This is a genomic window from Sphingomonas faeni (assembly GCF_040407505.1).
Taxonomy (GTDB): Bacteria; Pseudomonadota; Alphaproteobacteria; order Sphingomonadales; family Sphingomonadaceae; genus Sphingomonas; species Sphingomonas faeni_E.
On sequence record NZ_JAPZPQ010000001.1, the window covers coordinates 310,290 to 334,300 of the forward strand.

At 66.2% G+C, this 24,011-nt stretch carries 22 protein-coding genes and 1 tRNA gene; 12 read left to right on the plus strand and 11 right to left on the minus strand.

Annotation, left to right across the window (positions count from 1 at the left end):
- Positions 1-94 precede the first annotated feature (94 nt).
- The 3 genes from bla to O6X71_RS01515 are packed head-to-tail and all read left to right on the plus strand — an operon-like array spanning position 95 to position 2,526.
- The gene (gene bla, locus O6X71_RS01505; RefSeq protein ID WP_353464151.1) at positions 95-919 is read left to right on the plus strand and encodes a subclass B3 metallo-beta-lactamase; all 825 of its coding nucleotides are present in this window, start codon (positions 95-97) and stop codon (positions 917-919) included.
- A gap of 6 nt (positions 920-925) precedes the next feature.
- Complete coding sequence (locus O6X71_RS01510) at positions 926-1,579, plus strand: DUF969 domain-containing protein (protein WP_192145044.1); 654 nt, start codon at positions 926-928, stop codon at positions 1,577-1,579.
- Positions 1,580-1,584: 5 nt separating this feature from the next.
- Positions 1,585-2,526 carry a DUF979 domain-containing protein gene (locus tag O6X71_RS01515; protein WP_353465033.1) on the plus strand — a complete coding sequence of 314 codons (942 nt, stop codon included), beginning with the start codon at positions 1,585-1,587 and terminating at the stop codon, positions 2,524-2,526.
- Here O6X71_RS01515 and O6X71_RS01520 read toward each other — a convergent pair.
- The 4 genes from O6X71_RS01520 to O6X71_RS01535 all read right to left on the minus strand — a co-directional run bounded on the left by O6X71_RS01520 (position 2,505) and on the right by O6X71_RS01535 (position 5,644).
- Positions 2,505-2,996 carry a cupin domain-containing protein gene (locus O6X71_RS01520; protein ID WP_353464152.1) on the minus strand — a complete coding sequence of 164 codons (492 nt, stop codon included), beginning with the start codon at positions 2,994-2,996 and terminating at the stop codon, positions 2,505-2,507. The genes O6X71_RS01515 and O6X71_RS01520 overlap by 22 nt on opposite strands.
- Positions 2,996-4,093 (minus strand): Gfo/Idh/MocA family protein, encoded by a 1,098-nt coding sequence (locus tag O6X71_RS01525; protein WP_353464153.1) that lies wholly within the window; start codon positions 4,091-4,093, stop codon positions 2,996-2,998. Before O6X71_RS01525 ends, O6X71_RS01520 begins: the two co-directional genes overlap by 1 nt.
- On the minus strand, positions 4,093-4,977 hold the full coding sequence (locus O6X71_RS01530) for an alpha/beta hydrolase (protein WP_353464154.1): 885 nt from the start codon (positions 4,975-4,977) through the stop codon (positions 4,093-4,095). The genes O6X71_RS01525 and O6X71_RS01530 overlap by 1 nt, the downstream gene beginning before the upstream one ends.
- A gap of 70 nt (positions 4,978-5,047) precedes the next feature.
- Positions 5,048-5,644 (minus strand): gluconokinase, encoded by a 597-nt coding sequence (locus tag O6X71_RS01535; RefSeq protein WP_435368428.1) that lies wholly within the window; start codon positions 5,642-5,644, stop codon positions 5,048-5,050.
- 170 nt (positions 5,645-5,814) lie between these two features.
- On the opposite strand from O6X71_RS01535, the gene O6X71_RS01540 reads away from it, so the two are divergent.
- Positions 5,815-8,850, plus strand: coding sequence for a glycosyl hydrolase family 28-related protein (locus O6X71_RS01540; protein ID WP_435368429.1), 3,036 nt, complete (start codon positions 5,815-5,817; stop codon positions 8,848-8,850).
- Positions 8,851-8,917: 67 nt separating this feature from the next.
- Entirely contained in the window at positions 8,918-10,030 is a 1,113-nt protein-coding gene (locus O6X71_RS01545; RefSeq protein ID WP_353464155.1) for a lactonase family protein, read from the plus strand.
- A gap of 15 nt (positions 10,031-10,045) precedes the next feature.
- On the opposite strand, the gene O6X71_RS01550 is transcribed toward O6X71_RS01545, so the two are convergent.
- The 3 genes from O6X71_RS01550 to treF form a co-directional block, all read right to left on the minus strand.
- Positions 10,046-11,617, minus strand: a complete 1,572-nt coding sequence (locus O6X71_RS01550; protein ID WP_353464156.1) for a carboxylesterase/lipase family protein — start codon at positions 11,615-11,617, stop codon at positions 10,046-10,048.
- A 102-nt stretch (positions 11,618-11,719) separates the two neighbouring features.
- The gene (locus O6X71_RS01555; RefSeq protein WP_353464157.1) at positions 11,720-12,604 is read right to left on the minus strand and encodes an exonuclease domain-containing protein; all 885 of its coding nucleotides are present in this window, start codon (positions 12,602-12,604) and stop codon (positions 11,720-11,722) included.
- Between the two features lie 57 nt (positions 12,605-12,661).
- Positions 12,662-14,251: an alpha,alpha-trehalase TreF gene (gene treF, locus O6X71_RS01560; protein WP_435368430.1), complete on the minus strand. Its 1,590-nt coding sequence runs from the start codon at positions 14,249-14,251 to the stop codon at positions 12,662-12,664.
- A gap of 181 nt (positions 14,252-14,432) precedes the next feature.
- Here treF and O6X71_RS01565 point away from each other — a divergent pair, with 181 nt between their 5' ends.
- Positions 14,433-15,098, plus strand: a complete 666-nt coding sequence (locus O6X71_RS01565) for a UPF0149 family protein (protein ID WP_353464158.1) — start codon at positions 14,433-14,435, stop codon at positions 15,096-15,098.
- A gap of 61 nt (positions 15,099-15,159) precedes the next feature.
- Here O6X71_RS01565 and O6X71_RS01570 read toward each other — a convergent pair.
- From O6X71_RS01570 to O6X71_RS01580, 3 genes are all read right to left on the minus strand, one after another.
- Positions 15,160-15,236: transfer RNA gene (locus tag O6X71_RS01570), tRNA-Arg, on the minus strand.
- A gap of 182 nt (positions 15,237-15,418) precedes the next feature.
- Positions 15,419-15,679 carry an SWIB/MDM2 domain-containing protein gene (locus tag O6X71_RS01575; protein WP_031394799.1) on the minus strand — a complete coding sequence of 87 codons (261 nt, stop codon included), beginning with the start codon at positions 15,677-15,679 and terminating at the stop codon, positions 15,419-15,421.
- Positions 15,680-15,726: 47 nt separating this feature from the next.
- Entirely contained in the window at positions 15,727-15,930 is a 204-nt protein-coding gene (locus O6X71_RS01580; protein WP_120299952.1) for a DUF2945 domain-containing protein, read from the minus strand.
- Between the two features lie 119 nt (positions 15,931-16,049).
- Between O6X71_RS01580 and O6X71_RS01585 the strand changes: the two genes are divergently transcribed.
- Genes O6X71_RS01585 through fghA form a run of 3 tightly spaced genes read left to right on the plus strand, consistent with a single transcriptional unit; the run spans position 16,050 to position 18,383 of the window.
- Entirely contained in the window at positions 16,050-17,156 is a 1,107-nt protein-coding gene (locus tag O6X71_RS01585) for an S-(hydroxymethyl)glutathione dehydrogenase/class III alcohol dehydrogenase (protein ID WP_353464159.1), read from the plus strand.
- 10 nt (positions 17,157-17,166) lie between these two features.
- Positions 17,167-17,550, plus strand: a complete 384-nt coding sequence (locus tag O6X71_RS01590; RefSeq protein WP_353464160.1) for a VOC family protein — start codon at positions 17,167-17,169, stop codon at positions 17,548-17,550.
- Positions 17,550-18,383 (plus strand): S-formylglutathione hydrolase, encoded by an 834-nt coding sequence (gene fghA, locus O6X71_RS01595; protein WP_353464161.1) that lies wholly within the window; start codon positions 17,550-17,552, stop codon positions 18,381-18,383. Before O6X71_RS01590 ends, fghA begins: the two co-directional genes overlap by 1 nt.
- A gap of 414 nt (positions 18,384-18,797) precedes the next feature.
- Here fghA and O6X71_RS01600 read toward each other — a convergent pair whose 3' ends face one another.
- Positions 18,798-21,857 carry a TonB-dependent receptor gene (locus tag O6X71_RS01600; RefSeq protein ID WP_353464162.1) on the minus strand — a complete coding sequence of 1,020 codons (3,060 nt, stop codon included), beginning with the start codon at positions 21,855-21,857 and terminating at the stop codon, positions 18,798-18,800.
- A 203-nt stretch (positions 21,858-22,060) separates the two neighbouring features.
- Between O6X71_RS01600 and folE the strand changes: the two genes are divergently transcribed.
- From folE to O6X71_RS01615, 3 genes are read left to right on the plus strand one after another with little or no spacing between them, the layout of a single operon-like run.
- A complete protein-coding gene (gene folE, locus O6X71_RS01605) occupies positions 22,061-22,699 on the plus strand; it encodes a GTP cyclohydrolase I FolE (RefSeq protein WP_353464163.1) in 639 nt (212 codons plus the stop codon).
- On the plus strand, positions 22,699-23,457 hold the full coding sequence (locus O6X71_RS01610) for an SDR family oxidoreductase (RefSeq protein WP_353464164.1): 759 nt from the start codon (positions 22,699-22,701) through the stop codon (positions 23,455-23,457). Before folE ends, O6X71_RS01610 begins: the two co-directional genes overlap by 1 nt.
- Positions 23,450-23,806 carry a dihydroneopterin aldolase gene (locus O6X71_RS01615; protein ID WP_353464165.1) on the plus strand — a complete coding sequence of 119 codons (357 nt, stop codon included), beginning with the start codon at positions 23,450-23,452 and terminating at the stop codon, positions 23,804-23,806. The genes O6X71_RS01610 and O6X71_RS01615 overlap by 8 nt, the downstream gene beginning before the upstream one ends.
- The last annotated feature ends 205 nt before the right edge of the window (positions 23,807-24,011 follow it).

Consider the following 24,011-nt stretch of genomic DNA (forward strand, 5'->3'; position numbering starts at 1 on the left):
GGCATCGCATTCCGCCCCCTCCGTCAGGCTATGCCTGCCACCTCCCCCTAGCGGGGGAGGATCGTTACGTCGCACCAAACCACTGGTCAGCGCAGTGGCGATCGCGATTACCGCTCCGCTCCTGCTGGGCGCCGCCGATCCGCCCGCGTGGACGCGCCCCCAAGCGCCTTTCCCGATCGCCGGCCCGATCACCTATGTCGGCAGCGAAGGTATCGCCGCCTACCTCATCAAGACCAGCGCCGGCGCGATCCTGATCGACGGCACGCTCGCAGAGAATGCCGGCATGATCGAACGCAACATCGCCAGGGCCGGCGTCCGGCCTAGCGACGTGAAGCTCATCCTCGTCACGCACGCGCACTTCGATCACGCGGCAGGTGTAGCCGCGCTCAAGCGCGCAACCGGCGCTCGCGTAGTTGCTGGCGCTCGCGACGTCCGCGCGCTCGAAACCGGCACACCGCCCGGCGAGACGAGCTACGGCGTCATCCGCTTCCCGCCCGTACACATCGACCGCGGCGTGCGCGACGGCGATAAGGTCACACTCGGCAACGTCACGCTGACCGCCCGCGCGACGCCGGGCCACACACCCGGCTGCACGACCTGGACGATGCGAATCCCTGCCAAGCCGCGCCCGCTCGACGTCGTGTTCCCATGCAGCGTCAGCGTCGCGGGCAACCGCCTGATCGGCAACCGCGCCTATCCCGGCATCGTCGCCGACTACCGCCGCAGCATCGCCATGCTAGGCATGTTGCACGCCGATATCGTCCTGCCATCGCATCCCGAACTCGCCGACGTCATCGCCAAGGGCAAACGTCGCCAAGCCGGCGACACGACCGCGTTCGTCGACCCCACGCTGCTCCCGAAGATCGTCGCGAAGGCCAAGGTCGCGTTCGCCGCCGACCTCGCCAAGCAAGCGCGCTGAACGACGATGCTGGTCCTTTGCGGCATCGCGGTTATCGTCGCAGGCTTCCTGCTCCGGTTCAATCCGCTGCTCGTCGTCGCCGTCTCCGCGCTCGTCACCGGGCTTGCCGCCGGGATAGCCCCGCTCGCGATTCTCGCCGCGTTCGGGAAGGCGTTCAACGAGAACCGCTACGTCACCGTGATCTACATCGTCCTCCCGGTGATCGGGATGCTCGAACGCCACGGATTGCAGGAACGCGCCCGGCTCGCGATCGGCAAGCTCCGCGGCGCCACGGTAGGGCGGCTACTGATCGGCTACCTGCTGTTCCGCCAGCTTACCGCAGCGCTCGGCCTGACCTCGATCGCCGGCCCGGCGCAAAGCGTCCGCCCCCTGGTCGCGCCGATGGCCGAAGCCGCCGCCGAAGCGCAAGGCCTGCCACCCGGCGGCGACCGCATCCCCGCGATGGCCGCCGCAACCGACAACATCGGGCTCTTCTTCGGCGAGGACATCTTCATCGCGATCGGCTCGATCCTGCTGATGAAGGGCGTGCTCGAAGGCTATGGCATCGTCATCCAGCCGCTCCACCTCTCGATGTGGGCGATCCCGACCGCGATCGCGGCGTTCCTGATCCACGGCTTCCGCCTCTGGCTGCTCGACCGCCGACTGGCGCGCGGCCGATGATCGGCATGATCGGCACCGGCTTCATCTACGGCGTCGCCGGCCTGATGTTCGCGGCGTTCGCAGTCCTGAGCGCCACCGACCGCACCAACCCGAAGCGCTTCGGCAACGCGGCGTTCTACGCGGTGCTGGCGATCAGCTTCCTGCTCGGTGGAAAGCTCGGCGACGTCGGCAACGGCGTTCTCGTCCTGGCCCTGGTCGCGATCGCGGGCTCGGGCGCGATGGGGAGGGGCGGGCGTGCTACGACTACGCTCGACGAGCGTCGCACCGAAGCCGCCCGGCTCGGCAACCGGATATTCCTCCCCGCACTGATCATTCCGGCCGCAGCACTTGGCGGAACGGTCTTGTTCCGCGCAGTCCCGAGCCTCGTCGACCCGAAGCAAGCAACGCTCGTCGCGCTGACCTGCGGCGTCCTGATCGCACTGGTCGCGATGCACCTGTGGTTTCGCCCCCGCGTCGCCACGCCGCTTGCCGAGGGTGTCAGGCTGATGGATGCGATCGGCTGGGCCGCCGTGCTTCCACAGATGCTGGCGAGCCTCGGTGCGGTGTTCGCGCTAGCGGGCGTCGGCGACGTCGTCGGCGGTCTGGCCGGCCACGCGATTCCGGAGGGGAGCCTGATCGGTGCGGTCCTCGCCTACACGCTCGGCATGGCGCTGTTCACAATGGTCATGGGCAACGCGTTCGCGGCGTTCCCGGTGATGGCCGCAGCGATCGGCATCCCACTCCTCGTGCGCCATTACGGTGGCGACCCCGCGGTGGTCGCGGCGATCGGCATGCTCAGCGGGTTCTGCGGCACGCTGATGACGCCGATGGCCGCCAACTTCAATCTCGTTCCCGCGGCGTTGCTCGACCTCAAGGACAAGAACGCCGTCATCCGCGCGCAGATACCGACCGCGCTACCGTTGCTCGCGGTCAATATCGGGCTGCTCTACTGGCTGGGCTTCCGCTGACCTGACGTCCTGATCTTCGTCCCGAGCATGACCAGCTTGCCATCGATGCCGAACCAATGCGGCGTGCCTGCCGGGATCAGGAAAACGTCGCCGACCGCAAGCTTCCGCGTCGTGCCACCCTGGATCCGATCACCTTCAACCAGCCCCGGAAAGCGCAGCTTCGGCGCGATCAGCGTACCACCCGAGACGAGCGTGCCCGATCCCGCCATCACGGTCGCGTATTCGGCCTCGTCCGGATGCACCGCAGGTTTGCCCGGCGCCTTCCAATATTCGAGCGAGACGCTCGTCCCGTCCGCCTGTACCAGCGGCGCCATGGCGAACCCCTGGCCCGGTTTCATCGTCTTCTCCAATGCAACGATCCGCGCGCGAACGTCGGCAGATGCAGCGAAGCTCGTCGGATCGCCTGCAGTCTGTGCGGGCAGGGAGGAGGTCGCGCCGACAGCTAGCACGACCGCAAGCAAAGGCCGCATCACAGCTTCACCGTCCGGCCTTCGCGGACGGACCGATAGATCGCCTCGACGATCCGCATGTCTCGCAGGCCCTCTTCGCCCGAGACGATCGGTTCGCGCCCGTCGAGGATGCATTCGGCCAGATGATCGAGCTGCCCCGCGAACTGCGTCTTGCCGGGGCCGGGCGGGGGACTGGTGATCGCGGTCTCGCGACCATCGCGGCCGGTCCACATCTTGTTGCCATCATAACGCGTCGCCGGCTCCAGCTCGATGCGGCCCTTGTCGCCCATCAGCAGGATATGGTTCTGGTTGGCGCTGTACATCGACTGGCACCCGGCGATCGCGCCCGACGGGAATTCGAGCGTCCACTCGATCATGTCCTCGACCTCGCGGAAGCGCGGATCGCGTCGGTCGGTGGATTCACGCGCGGTAACCGCGATCGGCTCCTCGCCGGTCATGTAGCGTGCGGCCTGTAGGCTGTAGATACCCATGTCCATCAGCGACCCGCCGCCGGACAAGGCGCGCTTCAACCGCCACTTGGTCGGATCGCTCTGGACGAAACCATGCTCCGAACGGACGTAGCGGATCTTGCCCGCCGCACCCGACTTGGCGAGCCGCATCGCCTCCAGGTTGAACGGCTCGAAATGACAGCGATAGCCGATCATCAGCTTCTTGCCCGCGGTCTTGCACGCCCGGATCATCGCCTCGCATTCCGCGACCGAGATCGCCATCGGCTTCTCGCACATGACGTGCTTGCCCGCCTTTGCCGCGCGAGTGGTGTATTCGGCGTGCATCGAATTGGGCAGGCAGACATAGACGATGTCGACGTCCGGATTGTCGCGGACGCGGTCGAAATCGGCGTAGGTATAGATCGACCGCTCGGGCACGCCGTATTTGGCCGCGGTCGCGAGCGCCTTGGTCCGGTCGCCGCTGACCAGCGCGGTTACGCGCGAATGCTCGCAATTGACGAATTGCGGCATGATCGTCTGCAACCCGTAATAGCCGAGCCCGACGATCGCATAGCCGAGCTTCCGATCGGGCGCCGCACGCGCCACGCCGCTCGATGTGGCGGCCAGCGTTGCCGCGGCGACCAGGAGATCACGCCTGCCGAAGTCCATCAGGGTTCCTTTCGAGAAACTGGAAGCATCTTTGCCGATCCGCGCGGAATGAGCCAGCCGTCATCGGCCAGCCAGTCCGCAAGCCGATCGGGCCAGTGCTGGATCGAGATACGCTCCGACCGCGTGCCGAGATTGAACGCGTGATCGGTGTCCGCGTAAAGGTGCAGCTCTGCCGAAACGCCCGCCGCGCGGAGCTGCGAATACAGCGTCATCGCCGATGTCGCGCAGCATTGGTCGAGCGACCCCGCGATCAGGAATGCCGGCGGCGCGTTTGCGACGGCCTTGGCCGGCGTGCCGAGCGGCCCCGGATAGACAAGCACCTGGAAGTCCGGCCGCGCACTCACCCGGTCGACCGAGTCTGTCGGCGTCTGTGCGGGCGCAGGGTTGTCGGCGACGAGCGATACGAGTTCGCCGCCTGCCGAAAAGCCCATCACGCCGATCCGGGCAGGATCGATCGCGTAGTCGCTCGCATGCGCACGGACCCACCGGACCGCACGCCGCAGATCGGCTGCCGCGTCGCGCTCGATATCGTACGATGAACCCGGATCACATGCGAGGCGGTATTTCAGCACGAACGTCGTGACGCCGTAGCGGTTGAGCGCCTTTGCGGGCACTTCCCCCTCGTTGATCCACACCAGCATCCGGTGACCGCCCCCGGGCGCGACGATCACCGCGGCACCGTTGGCATGGGTGGGGGCGGGGCGGTAGATGGTCAGCGTAGGGTTGTGGACGTTGCTGACATAGCTGTCCTTCACCGTCTCTGCTTCGGTCCGACGCGCTTCCGATCCGGGCGCGCCGTTCGGCCAGAGCGCCACGACGGGCGCCTGCTGCGCAGCGGCGGGCGCGGAGACCAGCATGAGGGCGAAAGCAATGCGTAGCGACATCAACGACCCTCGACCGCACTCCTGCGCGAGTACTGCTTCCGAGTGTCGGCCTTGTCGGCCGGCTTTGCTATTACGACCTTCGTCGTGCGTCTTCGGCCGTCTCGACTGAGCCGGGCATCTCGCGTCCGATCCACGCGAGCGCTTCGGCGCAGAGCCGATCGGGCGCGTCCTCCGCATCGAGCGTGACGGCGCGCTCGTCGGGGCCGAGCGCCTCCAACGTATCGAGCTGGCTCGCGAGCAGGCTGGCCGGCATGTAATGGTCCGCACGGTGGACCAGCCGCCGGGCGAGCTCGCCGCTGTCCTTCGTATCGAGGAACACGAACAGCAACGGCATACCGACGGCGTCCGCCAGTCGATCGCGATAGGCGCGCTTCAATGCCGAACACGCTGCGACCGCAGTACCATCCGTCAGGGCGGCATCGTGTAACCCAACCGCGATCCGGTCGAGCCAAGGCCAGCGATCCTGGTCGTCGAGCGGCTGGCCCGACCGCATCTTCGCGACGCTGTTGGCACTGTGGAAGGCATCGCCTTCGAGGAATTCGCAGCGCAGACGTCGCGCAAGTTCGGCACCCAGTGTCGACTTGCCGCTGCCGCTGACGCCCATCACGATGATGGCATAGGGTAGCGCGTCGGCCGGATCGGGGATCGTTTCGGAGGAAGGAGGCACTGGCTCTCCATAAGCTGCGCGCGGTCGGTTCGTCACCGTCTATCGTCCGTGCGCGCGGGATCGGCTACTACGACCTTGGTCGTGATCGCCTATGGTCGCATGCGCCACTACCTGCGGTGCAGACTGGCGGACATCGTCCGGCGCGTCCCACAACAATCTCGGGTGAGCCTGTGAAACTGACACTAGCGATCGCGCTTCTGGGGACGACCGTTCCAGCGTTTGCAGCCCCCCGTTCGGCCTCTCCGTCTCAATCGGTCTTTCTCACCGCACCGGCAGATCCACGCGCGGTGACGGTTCGGGGCCGTGGTAACGGCCGGACCGACGATACCGCCGCGATCCAGGCTGCGATCGACAGCGCGGCTAGCGCGAAAGGTGGCGAGGGCATCGTCTTCCTGCCCGCCGGCCGCTACCGCATCTCGCGGACGATCTTCGTCTGGCCAGGCGTGCGCGTGTTCGGAACCGGCAAGACACGCCCCGTCATCACGCTCGGCGCGGCGACCCCAGGGTTCCAGACCGGCGTGGCGAACATGCTGTTCTTCACCGGTTCGCGCGCCGACACCCGCGCCGCGCCGCCAAAGGTACCGGTGCCACCGCCGACCAGCGTACCGTTCGACGCCACCATCGCCGACGCTAATTCGGGGACATTCTACTCCGCGCTCAGCAACGTCGATTTCGAAATCGGCGACGGCAATCCTGCGGCGACCGCGGTGCGTTTCCATTTGGCGCAGCACGCGTATCTGAGCCATGTCGACTTCCACATCGGCTCCGGGCTGGCCGGTATTTATCAAGTCGGGAATGTCGGGCAGGACCTGCGCTTCTTCGGCGGACGCTACGGCATCCTCAGCGAGAAGACCTCGCCCGCATGGCAGTACACCTTGCTGGATTCGTCGTTCGAGGGCCAGCGCGAGGCCGCGATCCGCGAGCACGAGGCGGGGCTGACGCTCGTCAACACCAGCATCCGCAACGTCCCCGTCGGGATCGAGATCGACCGCGGCTATGGCGACTGGCTATGGGGCCGCGACGTGCGGTTCGAGAACGTCTCGGACGCGGCCGTCGTCATCAGCAACGAGGACAACGTCTACACGCAGATCGGCTTCCAGGACGCCACTGCCAGCGCCGTGCCGATCTTCGCGCGGTTCCGTGACAGCGGGAAGACCGTGGCCGGGCAGGGCGCAAAATACCGGGTCAAGGCGTTCACCTACGGCCTGACGCTGCCGGGTCTCGGCGCGACGGGCAAGTACGAGACGCGCGTCGATGCCGCGACGATCCCGGCAATGCCCAAGCGGATACCGCCCGCGATCCGCTCGCTGCCGTCCGTCGCGCAGTGGTTCGACGTGCGGAGCGCGGGCGCAAAGGGCGACGACGCGACCGACGACACCGCGGCGATCCAGCACGCGATCGATACGCACCGCGTGGTCTATTTCCCCACTGGCTTCTACCGCGTTTCCGATACGCTCAAGCTGCGGCCCGACACGGTACTGATCGGCCTGCACCCGGACATGACCCAGATCGTCCTCGCCGACGACACGCCGGCCTTCCGCGGCATCGGTGCCGCCAAGGGGCTGATCGAAAGCGCGAAGGGCGGCGCCGCGATCGTCTCCGGCATCGGCCTGACCACCGGCGGCATCAACCCGCGCGCGACCGCGCTGCTGTGGAAGGCGGGCGCGGACTCGCTGGTCGACGACGTCCGCTTCCACGGCGGCCACGGTACCAGCCGCGCCGACGGCAGCCGGATCGATCCGTATAATGCCGACCACACCGGCGACGCCGATCCGCGCAAGCGCTGGGACGGGCAATATGCGAGCCTGTCAGTCACCGATGGTGGCGGCGGCACGTTCAACAATCTGTGGACCCCCAACACCTTCGCCGCCGCCGGCCTCCACGTCTCGAACACCAGCACGCCGGGCCATGTGTACGAGATGTCCGCCGAGCATCACGCGCGCGCCGAGATCGTCCTCGACGGCGTCAAGAACTGGGAGTTCCTCGCACCGCAGACCGAGGAAGAGGCGGGCGAAAGCCGCAACGCGCTGTCGCTCGATGTTCGCAATTCGAGCAACATCCTGTTCGCGAATTATCACGCTTACCGCGTGACGCGGTCGCTCCAGCCGGCGCCATCGGCGGTGCGGATCTACAATTCCGACGATATCCGCTTCCGCAACGTGCATGTGAACGGCGAGAGCGGGTTGGCGTTCTGCGATGCGGACGGTTGCGGCACCGACCTGCGCGCGAGCAAGTTCCCGTACGAGAACGCGATCCAGGACATGACCTCCGGGCTGGAGGTGCGCGAACGCGAGTTCGCGGTGCTGGACGTAAAGCGCGGCGCCACGCCGGTCGCGACGACCACTGGCCCGGCCGTTCGCAAGCTGGAAGACGGGTTCTACTCGATCGCGGGCGCGGCGGTGGATGCCAAGGGCAAGCTCTACTTCGTCGAGCATAATACGCACCGCATCTATGGCTGGACGGCGGGCGAGGGGCTGACGGTCGCCGCCGATGCGCCCGTCGATCCGGTCAATCTCGCGGTCGATCGCTCGGGTAACCTCATGGTGCTGTCGTCGGACGGCGCGGCAGGAACGGTCTACAGCATCAAGCCCGGTGATCCGGACAGCATCGCGGTGATCCCCCCGACACCGGTCGCTCCGCACCGCGATGCTAGCTTCGCGCTACCCGGCAATTTATGGGTCAATGGCGAGTTCAAGGATCAGATCGATCCGACGACCTACCAGTTCACGACGCTGGGCGAGATGTTCGCGCGCGACATGGCCCTGCCCAAGCCGCGCGAATATGTCTCGCCCGACGGCTCGCTGGTCCTCCCCGCGTATCGCACCGTCCAGCAGGGGCCAGCCAACCACCTCGGCTGGCGCTTCTCGGACGCACTCGACACCTATGGTTTCGTGAAGACCAAGCTCGGCGAACGCGTGATCGTCAGCAATGGCTCCGAAGCCAAGACGTATAGCGGGCTGGTCGGCGCCGGCGGCAGCGTCACGGATCTGAAGCCGTTCGCCAACCGCGGCGGCGAAAGCGTCGCAGTCGGGCCGGACGGCTGCGTCTACCTGGCGAACGGACAGGTGTTCGTCCACGACGCCGACGGTCGCGAGACCGGACGGATCGACGTGCCCGAACGCCCGCTGCAACTGATCTTCGGCGGCGCGAATGGGCGGACGCTGTTCATCCTGACGCACCACGCGCTGTACGCGGTCGAAACCTGAGCGACGTTCGTTGCCTAGGTGGCACCGCTGACGCATGACACGCGCCGATAGCTGCGAAGGAACGGGCATGATCGACTGGACCACGACACGACGGTCGGCCCTGACCGCGATGGCGGCCACGCTCGCCTTCCCCGCGGTCGCGGCCGGCGGCGGCAAGCGGCGGGTACGGTTGATCGCCGGCACCTACGCGCGCGAAGGCGGCAAGGGCGTGTATCCGATCTCGTTCGACCCGGATCGCGACGCATGGCAAGTCGGCACGCCGGTATCGGGGATCGACGACGCGTCGTTCGGCGTCGGCGGCGGCCCTGCTGGTGCGTATTACTTCGTCCGTGAGAAGGCCGCGGGCGAGATCGCTGCCTACGCCCCCGACTGGTCGCACCGCGGCACCGCCGCCACGTCGGGCGCCGACCCGTGTTACGTCGCGATCGACCGCGCCAGTGCCTGCCTCGCGGTCGCCAATTATTCGAGCGGCAGCGTTGCGTTCCACCGCCTCGACGCGCGCACCGGCGTGCCAGGCGAACCTGTCGTGTTCCGCCACACGGGGCATGGCCCGAACACGGCCCGGCAGGAGGCACCGCATGCGCACTGGGTCGGCTTCAGCTCGGATCGCCGCTGGCTGCATTCGGTCGACCTGGGAACGGACACGATCTTCGCCTATCGCTTCGACCCGCGTGCGCGCTCACTGTCCGAGCCGGTCGCGGCATGGCGTGCGCCGCCAGGCGCGGGGCCGCGCCATCTCGTCCATCATCCCCGCCGCCCGCTCGCCTACGTCGTATGCGAACTGTCCAATACGGTCATCATGCTCGACGCCCGCGCAAATGGCAGTTTCGCGACCCGCCACACGGTCTCGACACTGCCGAGCGGGTACGAGGGCGCGTCGCAGGCTGCGCATATCGCGATCGACCAAGCCGGGCGGCGGCTCTACGTCTCGAACCGCGGCCATGACAGCGTCGCCGTCTTCGGGCTCGACGCGTCAGGCGTGCCGAGCCTGCTCCAGCATATCCCCAGCGGCGGCAAGTGGCCACGCTTCCTGCTTGTTCTCGAAGCGCAGCGCCGTGTCCTGGTCGGCAACGAGCGATCTGGCGATCTGGCGATATTCCGGATCGAACCCGATGGCCGACTGACCACAACCGGACAGACGCTGTCTGTGCCCGGCGCGGTCTTCGTCGGCCAGATCTAGCACGCGTCCGCTAGTTCAGGGCACCCGCCGTTCGAGCAACGGTGTCGCCGCGACATAGCGAGCCTGCTCGACGAACGGTTCCGAACGCGTCTGCACGTCGACGATCTGGCGCGGAATGACGCCCCCCGCGGGCGGTGCAGGCGACCAGTTCGGCAACCCCGCAGCGTTCGGATTGCCGGTCTTGATGAACGCGGTGAAATACCCCTGGAACACCGTCGAGATCCGGCGATCGTCCGCCGTCCACGCATAAGCCGGGTTCGTATCGAGGTTGCCCAGCGCGTATTCGATCTCCGCGCTGTGCACCGCCCCGATCGCCGGTACGTCGGGGTTGGTCAGCGGCGGCAGCGCAGCCGGGCGGGGATGCGCGAAATGATAATAATAGGTTGGCTGGCGCGTTCGGCGGTGCAGGTCGAACCACTGCCACGTCGACGCGCCGAGAAACGCATCGCTTGCCAGCGCGGTCGCCGCGACGGGCACGTCGGCATCCGACTTCGCCGGGTACAAGGCGAGCAGCGCATCCGGAGCGGTAAAGAGCTTTGCGACGCCCGCGCGATAATTCGCCACCGTCGGCGGTTGCCCGGCAAGGATGCTCGTCCAGCTTCCCTCTTGAGAGTTTGCACCGACCAGCAACGGCACGCGCGCCGCGCGCCCGGCCGTGTAGGTATCGATCGGCGGCTCGGTCAGGAACTGCCCGTCGACGATGAAGTCCGTGCGGAACCGCTGCGTCCCCTGCGCAGCGAGCAAAGCCTCGGCCGGCATCGCCCGAAGGGCCTCGAGCGACGGCGCACCCGCCGCCACTGCGAACCCATCGCCGTCCTTCGTCGCCACCGCGAGAGGCTTGGGGCGGAAGGTCGGCGGGAGCACACCACCGCTCTCGCCGATCGCTCCTGCGAACTGCGTGCGGGTGAGTGGCGAAGTCATCAGCACGCTGACCGACATCGATCCCGCGCTCTCGCCGCCGATCGTGATCCGGGCCGGGTCCCCCCCGAACGCGGCCACGTTGCGCCGGACCCAGGCCAGCGCCGCAGCCTGATCGAGCAAACCGTAATTCCCCGCGGAATGGGTCGGCGATTCCGCTGCCAGCGCGCTGGTCGCGAGGAACCCAAACGCGCCGAGCCGGTAGTTGATCGTCACGACGACGATGCCCTTCCGTGCCATCGCCGCGCCGTCATAGCGCAGTTCCGACCCGTCGCCTGCGATCGCGCCGCCGCCATGGATGTAGAACAGCACGGGCAGCCGCGCGCCCGGTTTCGTGCCCGCCGGTGTCCAGACGTTGAGTGTCAGGCAATCCTCGCTGATGCCCGGCGAGCGGAACTTCATGTCGGCGAACAGCGGCTGCTGAATGCAGCGCGCACCGAAGCGGTCGGCTTTGCGTACACCGATCCACTGTGCTGCCGGCCGCGGCGGCTGCCACCGCAACGGGCCGATCGGTGCCGCCGCATAGGGGATGCCGAGATACGCATCGACCGGCGTCGCGGCGGTCGAGACGTGCGTGCCCTCAATCGCGCCGTTCGCGACCTGTACGCGTTGTGCCGTCGCCGGTGCGGCCAGCAAGCCGACCGCCATTCCCCAAGTCGCCAACCGCATATCGCCCTCCGCTATCGCTTTGGGACAATGGTCGCACCCCACTTGGCGTTTGCCAAGGCGGACGGTCGCTATTCCTTCACATTGTCGGCGGCATCCGCCTGCTCAGGCTGCCGTAAAGCTGGCCGCGATAGCCGGGAGATCGAGCTCGACCTCAGAGACCACACGGATCGTTCCGCCAAGCCGTCGATACTGCTCCGCGCGGCGATACGCGCCGCTGTTGCGCACCGAATAGCTGAACGGCGCACGCCCGGTGATGACCAGCATCGTCGTCGTGTTGCCGACCGCCGACACGATCCGCCCGCCAAGCGCCGCAATCGCGCAAGCAAGCCGCTCATCGCGAGGCTCACCAAGGATCGCGATACGTTCGCCGCTGAGCGGCCCGGTGGGCGCAGGGCGCGGCGCAGGGCCGGGCTTGCGCGGCGGCTTTAGCCATTCGTCGAGCGCGATACCGGTATGATCAATCGCCTTGACGATTACCCAGCCGGCGGCGCGCGCATCGCTCAGCGCGTCGTGATGCTTGTGCGCAATCCCGAGATATTGCGCGAGGCCGCCAAGCCGGTGGTTCGCCAGATCGGGCCAAGCGCGCTGCGCGACGCGGACGCTGTCGAGCCAGACCGTCTCGATCGGGGGACGGTCATGGATGCGGCACGCGGCGGCGAGTGCGCCCTTGTCGAAATAGGAATGCGCCACCGTCGTCCGGCCCGACAGGTGACCATCGACGATGCCGTGGATGTCGCCAAAGCAAGGCTTGCCCGTGACGTGCTGTTCGGTGATCCCGTGGATCCGGGTGTTGAACACGTTGAACTCGTCGCGCGGGTCGAGCAGCGTCTCGTATTCGAAGATCTCGCGGCCACCGCGAAATCCGACGATCCCGACCTGGCAGATGCTGCTGACTCGAGAGCATGCCGTCTCGACGTCGATGACGACGAAATCCGGGGTGAGCATGTCGGCGACGTCGGTCTGGCTGGCGGGCGCGGGGTCGAGCATTGCACGTCCATATGTGGCGCCGGGTGCCGTAAGCAACCATTGCCGCCGGAACGTTCGCTAGCGCCTGCCTTCCTTCGCCTTCTGCGCCAGGTCGGGATAGCGGTTGAGGATGGCGCTGGTCACGCCGTTGGTCCACCCGAAGCCGTCCTGCACCGGATATTCACCGCCGCCGCCGGGGGTTCGTTGCTCGATATTGTATTTCTCGAGCATCTTGCCGGTTTCGGCATAGGCCGCGCCAACCGTCCCGAGCCACCGCTTGGCGATGTCCTTCGCAAGCGCCGGTTCGCCGTTCCGCGCCAGCCCGGCGATCGCCACCCATTGCAGCGGCGCCCAACCATTGGGTTCGTCCCATTGCTGCCCGGTGTTCAGCGTCGTCGTCCGCAGGCCGCCCTCCGCCACCAGCGACTTGCGCACCGTCGCCGCGACCGCTTTCGCTTGCGCTTGCGAGGCGAGACCGACGAACAGTGGGTGCAGCATCGCCGCGTTGATGCTCGCGGTGGGCTTGCGCGTCAACAGGTCCCAGTCGGCATAGCGCGCGGTCGTCGCCTGCCAGAGGTAGCGGTCTATCGCGGTCTTGCGCTTCGCCGCGAGCGTCGTGAACGTGGCGGCGCACGGCGCGTCGCCCCCAGTTTGGCAGCGCGCGGCGATGCGGCGCTCCATCGCCCATAACAGGCTGTTGAGATCGACGGGCACGATGTCGGTGGTGTGGACCGTCGCGAGCGATCGCGGATCGCGGAGCCAGCGCGAACTGAAATCCCACCCGCTTTCCGCACCCGCCCGCAGGTTGCGCTGCGTGTCTGCAACGGGTCGGGGCGCCGCCTTCGCCGCGGTCACGACGTCCTCGGCATAGGATTCGTCACGCGGCGTATCTCGGTCGTCGTAATAGCGGTTGAGCACGCTCCCGTCGGGCATCCGCACCACGCGCAGGCAGGCGGGCTTGCCGTCGAGGCACGCAGTGCCCTTCATCCAGAACGCATGCTCCGCCCGCAGCGCCGCCAGCCGACGCTTGGCCACTGCGGGGTCGGTATTGGTCGAAAGGTCGAGCATCAGCGCATAATAAGGTGGCTGCGACCGGCTGAGATAATAGGTCCGCGTCCCGTTCGGGATATGGCCGTACCGCTCGATCAGGCTGGTGAAATCGTCGAGCATCGACTCCACCAGCGGCTGCTGGCCGTCGACCTTCAGCCCTAGCATCGTGAAATAACTGTCCCAGTAATAGATCTCGCGGAACCGCCCGCCGGGCACGACATAGGGAGCAGGGAGCGGCAGCGCGGAACTGCCCGCGATCGGCGCGACCGACTGGCGCACGAGTTGCGGCCAGAGCGTCCGGACATGCGTCCTGAGATCGCCCGAGCCGCGATCATTCTCCCCCGGCACCACGAAATTGGCGAGCACGAATGCTTTCAGCGCCGGGCCAGCGGGTTTGGTCCGTACATAGTCGGCCATGATCGCCTCCGCCGACCGCTTCGGCACCGCATCGACAAACGTCTTGCCGTCCGCGAAAACATGGCCTTGCTGCACGGCCCGAAACAGCGGCCCGTAAACGTCGGCCGGAGACTGGACCGCTATGGGGGAGGGGGCAGTCTGCGCGGATGCCATCGCGGCGACCGAGGCCAGCGCGGCGAAACGCCAAAGGGTTCTGATCACGTACGAATTTCCCGGTCCGGTGGGCGACCCGAATGCAATGGAAGGATCGCCCGCACGAGGCAAGTGTCACGCGCCCCGTCCATTCCGGTTGGCGCATGGCTTTGCACCACTCGTCGCTGGCAGCGCCCATCATCGGCAGGCTATGACGCACTGCATTCTCCAAGGCAGCCGACCCGAACCCATGAAAAACCTTCCCTCCCGTTTCCGTCGCCTCGACGGCGCGCTCGCCGACCTTCCACTCGAGGAGCCGATGCTGCTCACCGAACTCGACGGCTTCCTGACGGCGCTGGTGGTCGGCCCCGACACGATCCCGCAGGCCGAGTGGCTCCAGAGCATCTGGGGGTCGGACGATAGCGTCGACCCGCCGTTCGACGATCCCGCCGACGTCCAGTGGTTCGTCGATGCGGTGATGGCACGCTACGCCGAGATCGTTCGCGACCTGACCCGCGGCAAGCCCCAGCCGATCTTCGACACTGACGACCGCAATGGCGATATCCTCTGGGAAGCCTGGATCGACGGTTTCGCCGAAGCGGTAGCGCTGAGGCCAGAAAGCTGGACGGCCTTGGGCGACGCCACCGAGCCCGATACCGCCGACGCCATGGCGCAGATCATGGCGCTGATCGCGATCGTCACCAACGAGACCACGCTCGACAGCGTCGAGGTCAACGCCCTCGACGCGCACGCTCCCGCGCAGATCGTCGCCGCGGTCCTGAAACTCCATGCAGCGCATTCCCAGAACGCGGGTGCATCATCAGCCACACCAGTGGTCGCCACGCCGACGAAGATCGGCCGAAACGATCCGTGCCCCTGCGGCTCGGGGAAGAAATCCAAACGCTGCTGCGGATAGAGGCGCCGTTGGTGAAGCGTTTAGAAGCCACCAAAGCGGCAGCGGCTTACTGCGGAAAAGCTGGTGCCCCCGGCGAGATTTGAACACGCGGCCTACGGTTTAGGAAACCGTCGCTCTATCCGGCTGAGCTACGGGGGCATCGGCTGGCGCATTACGCCGGTCGGGTGGGACGATCAAGCGCGAGGCTAGCGTCCGGTCGTGCGCGGTAACATTCGAGCAACGACAATATTTCGGTATTTCGAACCCTCGACGGGTCCGATCAAGGGGCGACGGGTATCGCTTACGATGCCCCGTCGCCGCTTGCCGTGCAGTGCGGGCGGTTAGGCCTTGACGTGCTGCGAGATATACTTGTTCATCTCGAACATCGTGCACTTGTCACGCCCGAAGACCTTCTTCAGCTTCTCGTCAGCCAGAATCTCGCGCTTGTTCTCGGGGTTCTGAAGGTTGTGGGCCTTGATGTAGACCCAAACCTTGCTGATCACTTCGCTGCGCGGGAGCTTGTCGTTGCCGACGATCTCGCCGAGTTCGGGAGAGGGCTGGACGGGGGCGTGGATGCCGCCGGTCTTGGGAGCTGTAGCCATAAGCATTCCTTCCTGTTGCGCGCGTGCGTTGGGCACTGCGCGCGTGGTCACGCCTTGGTGAGCGCGTCCGCCTTGTGCGCTGCCTTGCCGCCCTTGTCACTCCTTACGATGAACTGCGGCTCCTCCTTGGACGCCTTGACGGTGTGGCTCTTGATCTTCGTGTCGGTGGTCTGCTTCTTCTCGACCGTGCCGTGCGCCTCGCCGCCGTGCGATTTCCAGGTGACCTCGTCGCCCTTCTTCGGATCCTTCATCGCGCCATCTCCTTGATTTGAAAGGATCAAGCGCGGCAACGCGGCATTGGTTGCATCGTGTATGGGTTGCAGACGCGGGGCACGGGGGCCATCAGGGCGGCAATCAAGGAGACCCACCCATGAAGACCCGCGCCGCCGTAGCCTTCGAGGCAAAAAAACCGCTCGAGATCGTCGAACTCGACCTCGAAGGGCCGAAACTCGGCGAAGTGCTCGTCGAAATCATGGCGACGGGCATCTGTCATACCGACGCGTACACGCTCGACGGGCTTGATTCGGAAGGGTTGTTTCCGAGCGTGCTGGGCCATGAGGGCGCCGGCATCGTCCGCGAAGTGGGCGCCGGCGTGACCAGCGTCTCGGTCGGCGATCACGTCATCCCGCTCTACACGCCCGAATGCCGCCAGTGTAAGTCGTGCCTCAGCCAGAAGACGAACCTGTGCACCGCGATCCGCGCCACGCAGGGCAAGGGGCTGATGCCCGACGGCACGACGCGGTTCAGCTACAAGGGCCAGCCGATCTTCCATTACATGGGCTGCTCAACCTTCTCCAACTTCACCGTGTTGCCGGAGATCGCGGTCGCGAAGATCCGCGAGGACGCGCCGTTCGATACCTCGTGCTACGTCGGCTGCGGCGTGACCACCGGCGTCGGCGCGGTGGTGCACACGGCGAAGGTGCAGCCGGGTGACACGGTTGTCGTGTTCGGGCTCGGCGGGATCGGGTTGAACGTGATCCAGGGTGCACGGCTGGCCGGCGCGGGGATGATCGTCGGTGTCGACATCAACCCGGACCGCGAGGAATGGGGGCGGCGCTTCGGCATGACGCACTTTGCCAATCCCAAAGATGTGGGTGACATCGTCCAGCACATCGTCGCGCTCACAGACGGCGGCGCTGACTATACGTTCGACGCGACCGGCAACACGACCGTGATGCGGCAGGCGCTCGAGGCCTGCCATCGCGGCTGGGGCACCTCGATCGTGATCGGCGTGGCCGAGGCGGGCAAGGAAATCTCGACGCGGCCGTTTCAGCTCGTCACCGGGCGCAACTGGCGCGGGACCGCGTTCGGCGGCGCGCGCGGGCGGACCGATACGCCGAAGATCGTCGACTGGTACATGAACGGGATGATCGAGATCGACCCGATGATCACGCACCGCCTGACGCTCGACGAGATCAACAAGGGCTTCGACCTGATGCACGCCGGCGAGAGCATCCGCTCCGTCGTGATCTACTGAGGACGCGCAGATGTTCAGCCATATCATGCTCGGCGCCGACGATATCGCCGCGTCGAAGGCGTTCTACGACGCGGCTTTGGGTGCGCTCGGCGTGCCCGAGGGCGTCGTCGATGAATGGGGGCGGGTGGTCTACGCCCACGCCGGGGGACGCTTCCTGCTGACCCAGCCGATCGACGGGCAGCCGGCGAGCCACGGCAACGGCAGCACGATGGGCTTCGTCGCCGCGTCGCCCGAGGCCGCCAATGCGTGGCACGCTGCGGGCCTCGCAAACGGCGGCACCGCCTGCGAGGATCCGCCCGGTATCCGCCAGGGTACCGCGGGTCGCACGCTGTATCTGGCCTATCTGCGCGATCCGGCGGGCAACAAGCTCTGCGCGGCGCATCGGGTCGCGTGATGGAAACCGTCTCCACCAGCAAGGCGTATGGCGGTACGCAGGGCGTCTACCGCCACCCCTCGACCGCGACCGGCACCGACATGACCTTCGCGGTGTACGTGCCGCCGCATGACGAGGGCGCGCGGTTGCCGGTGCTGTGGTTCCTGTCGGGGCTGACCTGCACGCACGCCAACGTCATGGACAAGGGCGAGTATCGGCGTGCGTGCGCCGAGCTTGGCGTCATCCTGGTCGCGCCGGATACCTCGCCACGGGGGGACGACGTGCCGGACGACGATGCGTACGACTTCGGCAAGGGCGCAGGCTTCTATGTCGATGCGACCGAGGAACCCTGGGCGAAGAATTTCCGCATGCGGACGTATGTCCAGGATGAACTGCCGGCGCTGATCGGCGCGGAATTTCCGATGGCGGACATGGCGCGGCAGGGGATCTTCGGCCATTCCATGGGTGGCCATGGGGCGCTGACGATCGCGCTGCGCAATCCGGAGCGCTTCCGGAGCGTGTCGGCCTTCGCCCCGATCGTCGCGCCGTTGCAGTGCCCATGGGGCGAGAAGGCGCTCGGCGGGTATCTCGGGCCGGACCGGACGGCGTGGCGGGCGTACGACGCGTGCGCGTTGATCGAGGATGGCGCGCGGGTGAAGGACATGCTGGTCGATCAGGGCGATGCAGACGGTTTCCTGGTCGAGCAGTTGAAGCCCGAGTTGCTGGCGGACGCTTGCAAGGTTGCGGGTATCGACCTGATGCTGCGGATGCAGCCTGGGTATGACCACAGCTACAACTTCATCTCGACGTTCATGCCGGATCATGTCGCATGGCACGCCGAGCGCCTGAAATAATCGTCTCTCCTCTCCGGTGAGGAGGGGCATCTGCTATCCTCCCCCCTCCCTGAAAGGGAGGGGCCGGGGGGGGGGCGGCTGCTTGGCAACCACCGCGACCATTCCGGGCCGACCCACCCCCAACCCCTCCCTTCCAGGGAGGGGAGCAAATCGGGGGCTAGCCCATTCAAAGCAGTACGATCCCGTAATCGTGCGGCGCCTTGCCCCCGTTCTCCCGTGCAGGCGGTATCTCGGCGCGGGTCCCTGCCCTTGCGAGAGCGGAGGGCGCCTTGAAATCCTCCCCCGCAAGGGGGAGGTGGCTGGCTCTTGCCAGACGGAGGGGGAGGCACGCGCCCACCGCTGCTCCGTGTCCTTCCCCTCCGTCACCTTCGGCGCCACCACCCCCTGGCGGGGGAGGGCCGTTTGTGTCGTCGCTCAGAACTTGAACCCAGCCGCGATGCCATACCGCCGCGGGTCGATCGTGAAGATATTCGTAAACAACCCCGACGACTGGTCGCCGACCGCCTGGCCGGTGATCGAGTCGTTGTTCGTCAGGTTCTGCACGAAGCCGCGCAGGAACCAGCGGTCTTCGGCGCCGTTCAGCTGCACCTGCGCGTTGATCACCTCATAGCCCTGCACGCGGTCGACCAGCTGGTTGAAGATCGAGGCTGTGAAGCCGCCGGTGTAGTTGAGGTCCACGCGCGGCACGAACGACATGCCGTTGCCGAACCCGATCGTATACTGCGCGCCGGCCGAGAATTTGTAGGTCGGCGCCTGGGGCAGCTTGCCGCCGCGGATGTTGACGCCGACGCCGTCGATGACGCTGTACGGCAGGGCACCGGTCGGCACGCCGAACAGCGCGCGCAGCGCCGCCGGAGGATTGGCCGCAGTCGACGCCAGCACCGAACACAGGCTGTACGCACCGGTGGTGTTGGTCGTCGGGATCGCCACGGGTGCGCGCAGCCCGAGACCTGAGTTCACCGCGCCGACATAGGTGTTCACCCCGACGATATTGCCCGCGGTGGTCGGCACGACCGCGCAATTGGCGGCGCTCTGCAGGTCCTTGATGATCACCGCGTCGGAGCGGCCACCCGACGGATCGCGCGGATTGACCAGGAACTTGTCCGCCGACACCTCGCTGTGGAGGTAGCTCGCGTTCATGTTGACGACGAACGCAGGGATCGGGCTAAGGATCGCCTCCGCCTCGACGCCGTAGACATTGGCGTCGACATTGTCGTTGACCGCGGTCCGCGCGACGATCCGGCTCAGCTGCAACTGCTTGTACTTGTAGTAGAAGCCCGTGACATTCAGCCGCAACGCGCCGTTACCGAAGGTATTCTTCGAGCCGATCTCGAATGAGTCGATCTTCTCGGGCGTGAAGGTGGTCGGCACCGAGAAGGTCGCGGGCAAGGGCGGATTGATGCCGCCCGACTTGTAGCCGCGTGAATAGGACGCGTAGATCAGATTGTCCGGCGAGATCTTGTAGTCGATCACCGCACGCCCCGTCAGCCGCGAGAAGCTGACCTTGTCGAGCGCATATTCCTGCACCCCGGCGCGCGTGGAGTCGAAGTCGGTAGTGGTGTAGTTCAGCCCCTGCGTCATGTTCGACGCGCCGATCGGGGTCAGCACGTTCAACGTGATGTTGCGCGCCTTCACGTCCTTCTCGTCGTGGTTGTAGCGCAGGCCGAGCGTCAGCTTCAGCTTGTCGTTGAACTCGAAATAGGTCTCGCCGAAGATACCGTAGGATTTCAGGCGGAAATCGTCACCGTCGTTGCGGTAGAACGGCGTCGCGAGGAACGCGTTGCCGTTGACACCCGGGATCGCCGCCGAGCTGGCCGCGCCGAGTACGCCCGATGCGTAATCCAGCCCGAACGCGTTGACGAAATAGTCGGTGTTCTGGCTGCGAGAGTCGACATAGATGCCGCCGAGCAGGAAGTTGAACATGCCGTCGAACGAGCTGTCGATATGCGCCTCGGCCGAATATTGCCGGTTCACCTGGCGCGAGCGATCGACGTCGAGACTCTGCGCATAACAGCCGATGCCGTTGCCGCCGAACACGCCGACATTGTTCGGATCGGCACCCGACTGGCACGCGCCGCCGGCGGGGCCATTGGGGATCAGCACGGAACGGACGCCATTGAGATAGCCGGTGTTGACCAGCGCGCCGCCGGGCAGCGGGATTACGACGCCGGGGCGGCCAATCGCGTTCAACGTGTTCAGGCCGACATTGCCCGCGAGTGGGTTCTCGACCGCGAGGTTGAAGTCGGTCGTGCTGTCGACCGTGTTGCGTGAGAACCCGCCGGTGAAGTTGAACGAGACCGGGCCGAAATCATGGAAGATCTTGGCGGTGTACTGCTCTTCCTCGGCGAAATAGGTCGGGTTGGAATCGATCCGGACGGTGCGGACGTCGCCGGGATTGACGACCCCGGCATAGGTGTCGGTCGCATACAGGTTCTGCAGGCCGATCGCGGCAATCTCGGGATGCCCGAGCTGCGTACCGGCAATCCCGAAATACTGTGTCGAGGCGAGCGTCGCGGCCAGCGTCGAGTTGCCGTTCGGCGTTTCGTTCGCGAGCCGATCGGGAAGGCAGCCCAGGATGCCGGTCGGATCGCGGTGGCAGAGCTGCTTCTGGATGCGGCTGCGGTTGTCCTTCTCGCGGAAATAATAGCCGATCAGGTCGACGCGGGTATCGCTGGTCGGCTCCCAGGACAGCGTGCCGCGTATCGAATACAGGTCGCGCCCGTCGATCTTCGAATTGTCATAGGTGTTCTTGGTATAGCCGTCGCGGTTGAGATACGTGCCCGCGACGCGGATGCCGAGCGTGTCGGTGAAGGGCAGGTTGATCATCGCCCGCGCACGCTTCGAGTCATAATTGCCGTATTCGGCCTCGGCGGCGGCGTGGATCCCCGACAGGTCCGGCTTGGCGGTGATGAAGTTGACCACGCCCGAGGTGGCGTTACGGCCGAACAGCGTGCCCTGCGGACCGCGCAGAACCTCGATCCGCTCGAGATCGAAGAACTCGCTTTCGAACAGTCGCGTGGTGACCAGCGGCATGTCGTTGACGTGGATCGCGGTCGCCTGGTCGCAGGTCGCGCCGACGCAGAGATCGCCGATGCCGCGGATCGTGAAGCTCGACGTGGTGAAATTGGTCTTCGTGAAGGTGACGTTGGGCAACGTCTGCTGGAGCGCACTTGGGTTGACGATCTGCTGCTTCGAGATCGTGTCGGCGGTAAAAGCGCTCACTGCAATCGGAACATCCTGCAAACGTTGCGATTGGCGTTGCGCGGTAACCACGATATCCTGCGACGCATAGGCGCTGGCCGCGGTATCGGCGGCGGGGGCCTGCGTCGATGTGCTGGGCGTCGACGGCGCTTCCTGCCCGGGGCCATTGGTGGGGCCGGCATTTCCAGCCGATGTGGTGGCCGTCTGGGCCATTGCCGGCGCAATCGACAGGAGTATCATCGCCGAGGCGGCGAGCAATTCGAACTTGGCCATGTCAGTCCTCTCCCCGATCGTGCCGGTCTGTGCCGATTCACGATTTAGATTTTCAGGTATGGCGAAGTAACGACGAAAACGATCTAGCGTCAACGCATTTTGAGCCCCGGATTACTGGGATTTATGGCGCGTTGCTGAAATGAAACAGTTGCAAAAGAGGACCCATGTTCCGATGTTTGGGTATGCTGACAAAGGGTGTTGCGATGCGGGATGAACTGAACGGGTCCGATGGGCGGCCGGTTGAAGACGATGTGCTTGGTCCCGACGGCAAGGTAATTGTGCCCGATGACGTAGCGTCGGCGATCCGTACGCTGATCCGCTGGGCGGGTGACGATCCGACCCGCGAGGGCCTGCTCGATACGCCGCGTCGTGTTGCACGTGCGTGGAAAGAATATTGCGCGGGCTATGGCGACGATCCGGCCCAGCACCTCGAACGCGTGTTCGAGGAAGTCGGCGGCTATGACGAGATCGTGCTGCTGAAGGACATCCCGTTCCAGTCGCATTGCGAGCACCACATGGCGCCGATCATCGGCAAGGCGCACATCGCCTACCTGCCGCGCAATCATGTCGTCGGCATCTCGAAGCTCGCGCGCGTGCTGCACGGCTTCGCGCGGCGGCTGCAGGTGCAGGAGCGGCTGACCGCGGAAGTGGCCGACTGCATCTGGGACAACCTCAAGCCGCAGGGCGTCGCGGTGGTGATCGAGGCGAGCCATGCGTGCATGACCGCGCGCGGTGTCCGCACGCCGGGGGTGACGATGGTCACGAGCCGGATGATGGGCGTGTTCCGCGACGACGAGCGCAGCCGCAAGGAAGTGCTGGCCTTGATGGGGCGTGGCGTTTGATGCGAACCGTCCTGGTGACGGGCGGGGCGAAGCGGCTGGGCGCGGCGATCGTCCGGCGGCTGGCTGCGGACGGGCATGCCGTGGTCGTGCACCAGGGGCATTCGCCCGACGAGGCGGCCGCGCTGGTGGCGGAGATCGTCGACGGGGGAGGGCGTGCTGCTGCGGTGCCTGGGGACCTGAGCGATCTCGGCACGATCGGCGACCTGTTCGCGGCGGCACGCTCGGCGATTGGCGGGCCGATCGACGGGCTGGTGAACTGCGCGTCGAAGTTCGAATTCGACCGACCGCCGGCCGTCGATCCGATGCTGTTCGCCGAGCTTGGCGCGATCAATTGCGGCGCGCCGGTACTGCTGGCGTCCGCGCTCGCGTCGCAGGACGACGTCGCGGACGGCGCGGTGGTCAATGTGCTCGACCAGAAGGTGGCCAACCTCAACCCGGACTTCTTCTCGTACAGTTGCGGCAAGATCGCGCTGGAGGGGGCGACGACGATGCTCGCACAGGCACTCGGCCCGCGCATCTCGGTCAACGCGGTATCGCCGGGGCTGACCTTGCCGAGCGGAGACCAGAGCGAGGAGGAGTTCGCGGCGGTAGCGAGCGACAATTTGCTCAAGCGGCCGGTCGGGGCCGAGGCGGTCGCGGATGCGGTCGCGTGGCTGCTGACCGCAAAAGGCGTGACGGGGCAGAATGTGTTCGTCGATTGCGGACAACGGTTTCTGACGCGAGACGGCGACGTGATGTTTGAGGGGCGGAATGGCTGAATTCACGACGATCCTGAACGGACTCGAGGTGATGATGCGCCTCGGCATCCATCCGCACGAGGTGGCGCCGCAGCGCGTGGTCGTCTCAGTCGAGATGGCGGTGGTGTACCCGGGACCGCTCGGCGAGGATGCGATCGAGGAGGTGCTCGATTACGACTTCGTCCGCGCAGGAATCCTTGCGATGGTCGCGGAGCGCCCGTTCAAGTTGCAGGAGACGCTGTGCGAGGCGATCGCTGCGCTGTGCCTGAGCGACGAGCGGGTGAGGCGGGTCGAGATCGAGACGATGAAGACCGACGTCTACCCCGATGCCGCGATCGGCTGCCGCATCGTGCGGGAACGCCCGATCTAGCGAGAGATCGATTCAGCGTTTGAAGAAGACGTGTTTCCCCGCGGAGGCGGGGATCCAGACTGGGCTCCCGCCTTCGCGGGAGAACAAGGAGGGGCATGGCGTCGTATGAGTGCTCGTCCTGCCTAAGGCGATAGTCCCACGATCGGGCGCATTTCATTTCACAGCCATCAGGCCCCGATCCTAGAGCCGGTTCGTTCTCTCCCCG

Excerpts from the sequence above, each read along its gene's own strand:
- O6X71_RS01510 (WP_192145044.1), top strand. The coding sequence starts at position 926 with ATGCTGGTCCTTTGCGGCATCGCGGTTATCGTCGCAGGCTTCCTGCTC.
- O6X71_RS01515 (WP_353465033.1), top strand. The coding sequence starts at position 1,585 with ATGATCGGCACCGGCTTCATCTACGGCGTCGCCGGCCTGATGTTCGCG.
- O6X71_RS01520 (WP_353464152.1), bottom strand. The coding sequence starts at position 2,996 with ATGCGGCCTTTGCTTGCGGTCGTGCTAGCTGTCGGCGCGACCTCCTCC.
- O6X71_RS01525 (WP_353464153.1), bottom strand. The coding sequence starts at position 4,093 with ATGGACTTCGGCAGGCGTGATCTCCTGGTCGCCGCGGCAACGCTGGCC.
- O6X71_RS01530 (WP_353464154.1), bottom strand. The coding sequence starts at position 4,977 with ATGTCGCTACGCATTGCTTTCGCCCTCATGCTGGTCTCCGCGCCCGCC.
- O6X71_RS01545 (WP_353464155.1), top strand. The coding sequence starts at position 8,918 with ATGATCGACTGGACCACGACACGACGGTCGGCCCTGACCGCGATGGCG.
- O6X71_RS01550 (WP_353464156.1), bottom strand. The coding sequence starts at position 11,617 with ATGCGGTTGGCGACTTGGGGAATGGCGGTCGGCTTGCTGGCCGCACCG.
- O6X71_RS01555 (WP_353464157.1), bottom strand. The coding sequence starts at position 12,604 with ATGCTCGACCCCGCGCCCGCCAGCCAGACCGACGTCGCCGACATGCTC.
- O6X71_RS01565 (WP_353464158.1), top strand. The coding sequence starts at position 14,433 with ATGAAAAACCTTCCCTCCCGTTTCCGTCGCCTCGACGGCGCGCTCGCC.
- O6X71_RS01575 (WP_031394799.1), bottom strand. The coding sequence starts at position 15,679 with ATGGCTACAGCTCCCAAGACCGGCGGCATCCACGCCCCCGTCCAGCCC.
- O6X71_RS01580 (WP_120299952.1), bottom strand. The coding sequence starts at position 15,930 with ATGAAGGATCCGAAGAAGGGCGACGAGGTCACCTGGAAATCGCACGGC.
- O6X71_RS01585 (WP_353464159.1), top strand. The coding sequence starts at position 16,050 with ATGAAGACCCGCGCCGCCGTAGCCTTCGAGGCAAAAAAACCGCTCGAG.
- O6X71_RS01590 (WP_353464160.1), top strand. The coding sequence starts at position 17,167 with ATGTTCAGCCATATCATGCTCGGCGCCGACGATATCGCCGCGTCGAAG.
- fghA (WP_353464161.1), top strand. The coding sequence starts at position 17,550 with ATGGAAACCGTCTCCACCAGCAAGGCGTATGGCGGTACGCAGGGCGTC.
- O6X71_RS01600 (WP_353464162.1), bottom strand. The coding sequence starts at position 21,857 with ATGGCCAAGTTCGAATTGCTCGCCGCCTCGGCGATGATACTCCTGTCG.
- folE (WP_353464163.1), top strand. The coding sequence starts at position 22,061 with ATGCGGGATGAACTGAACGGGTCCGATGGGCGGCCGGTTGAAGACGAT.
- O6X71_RS01610 (WP_353464164.1), top strand. The coding sequence starts at position 22,699 with ATGCGAACCGTCCTGGTGACGGGCGGGGCGAAGCGGCTGGGCGCGGCG.
- O6X71_RS01615 (WP_353464165.1), top strand. The coding sequence starts at position 23,450 with ATGGCTGAATTCACGACGATCCTGAACGGACTCGAGGTGATGATGCGC.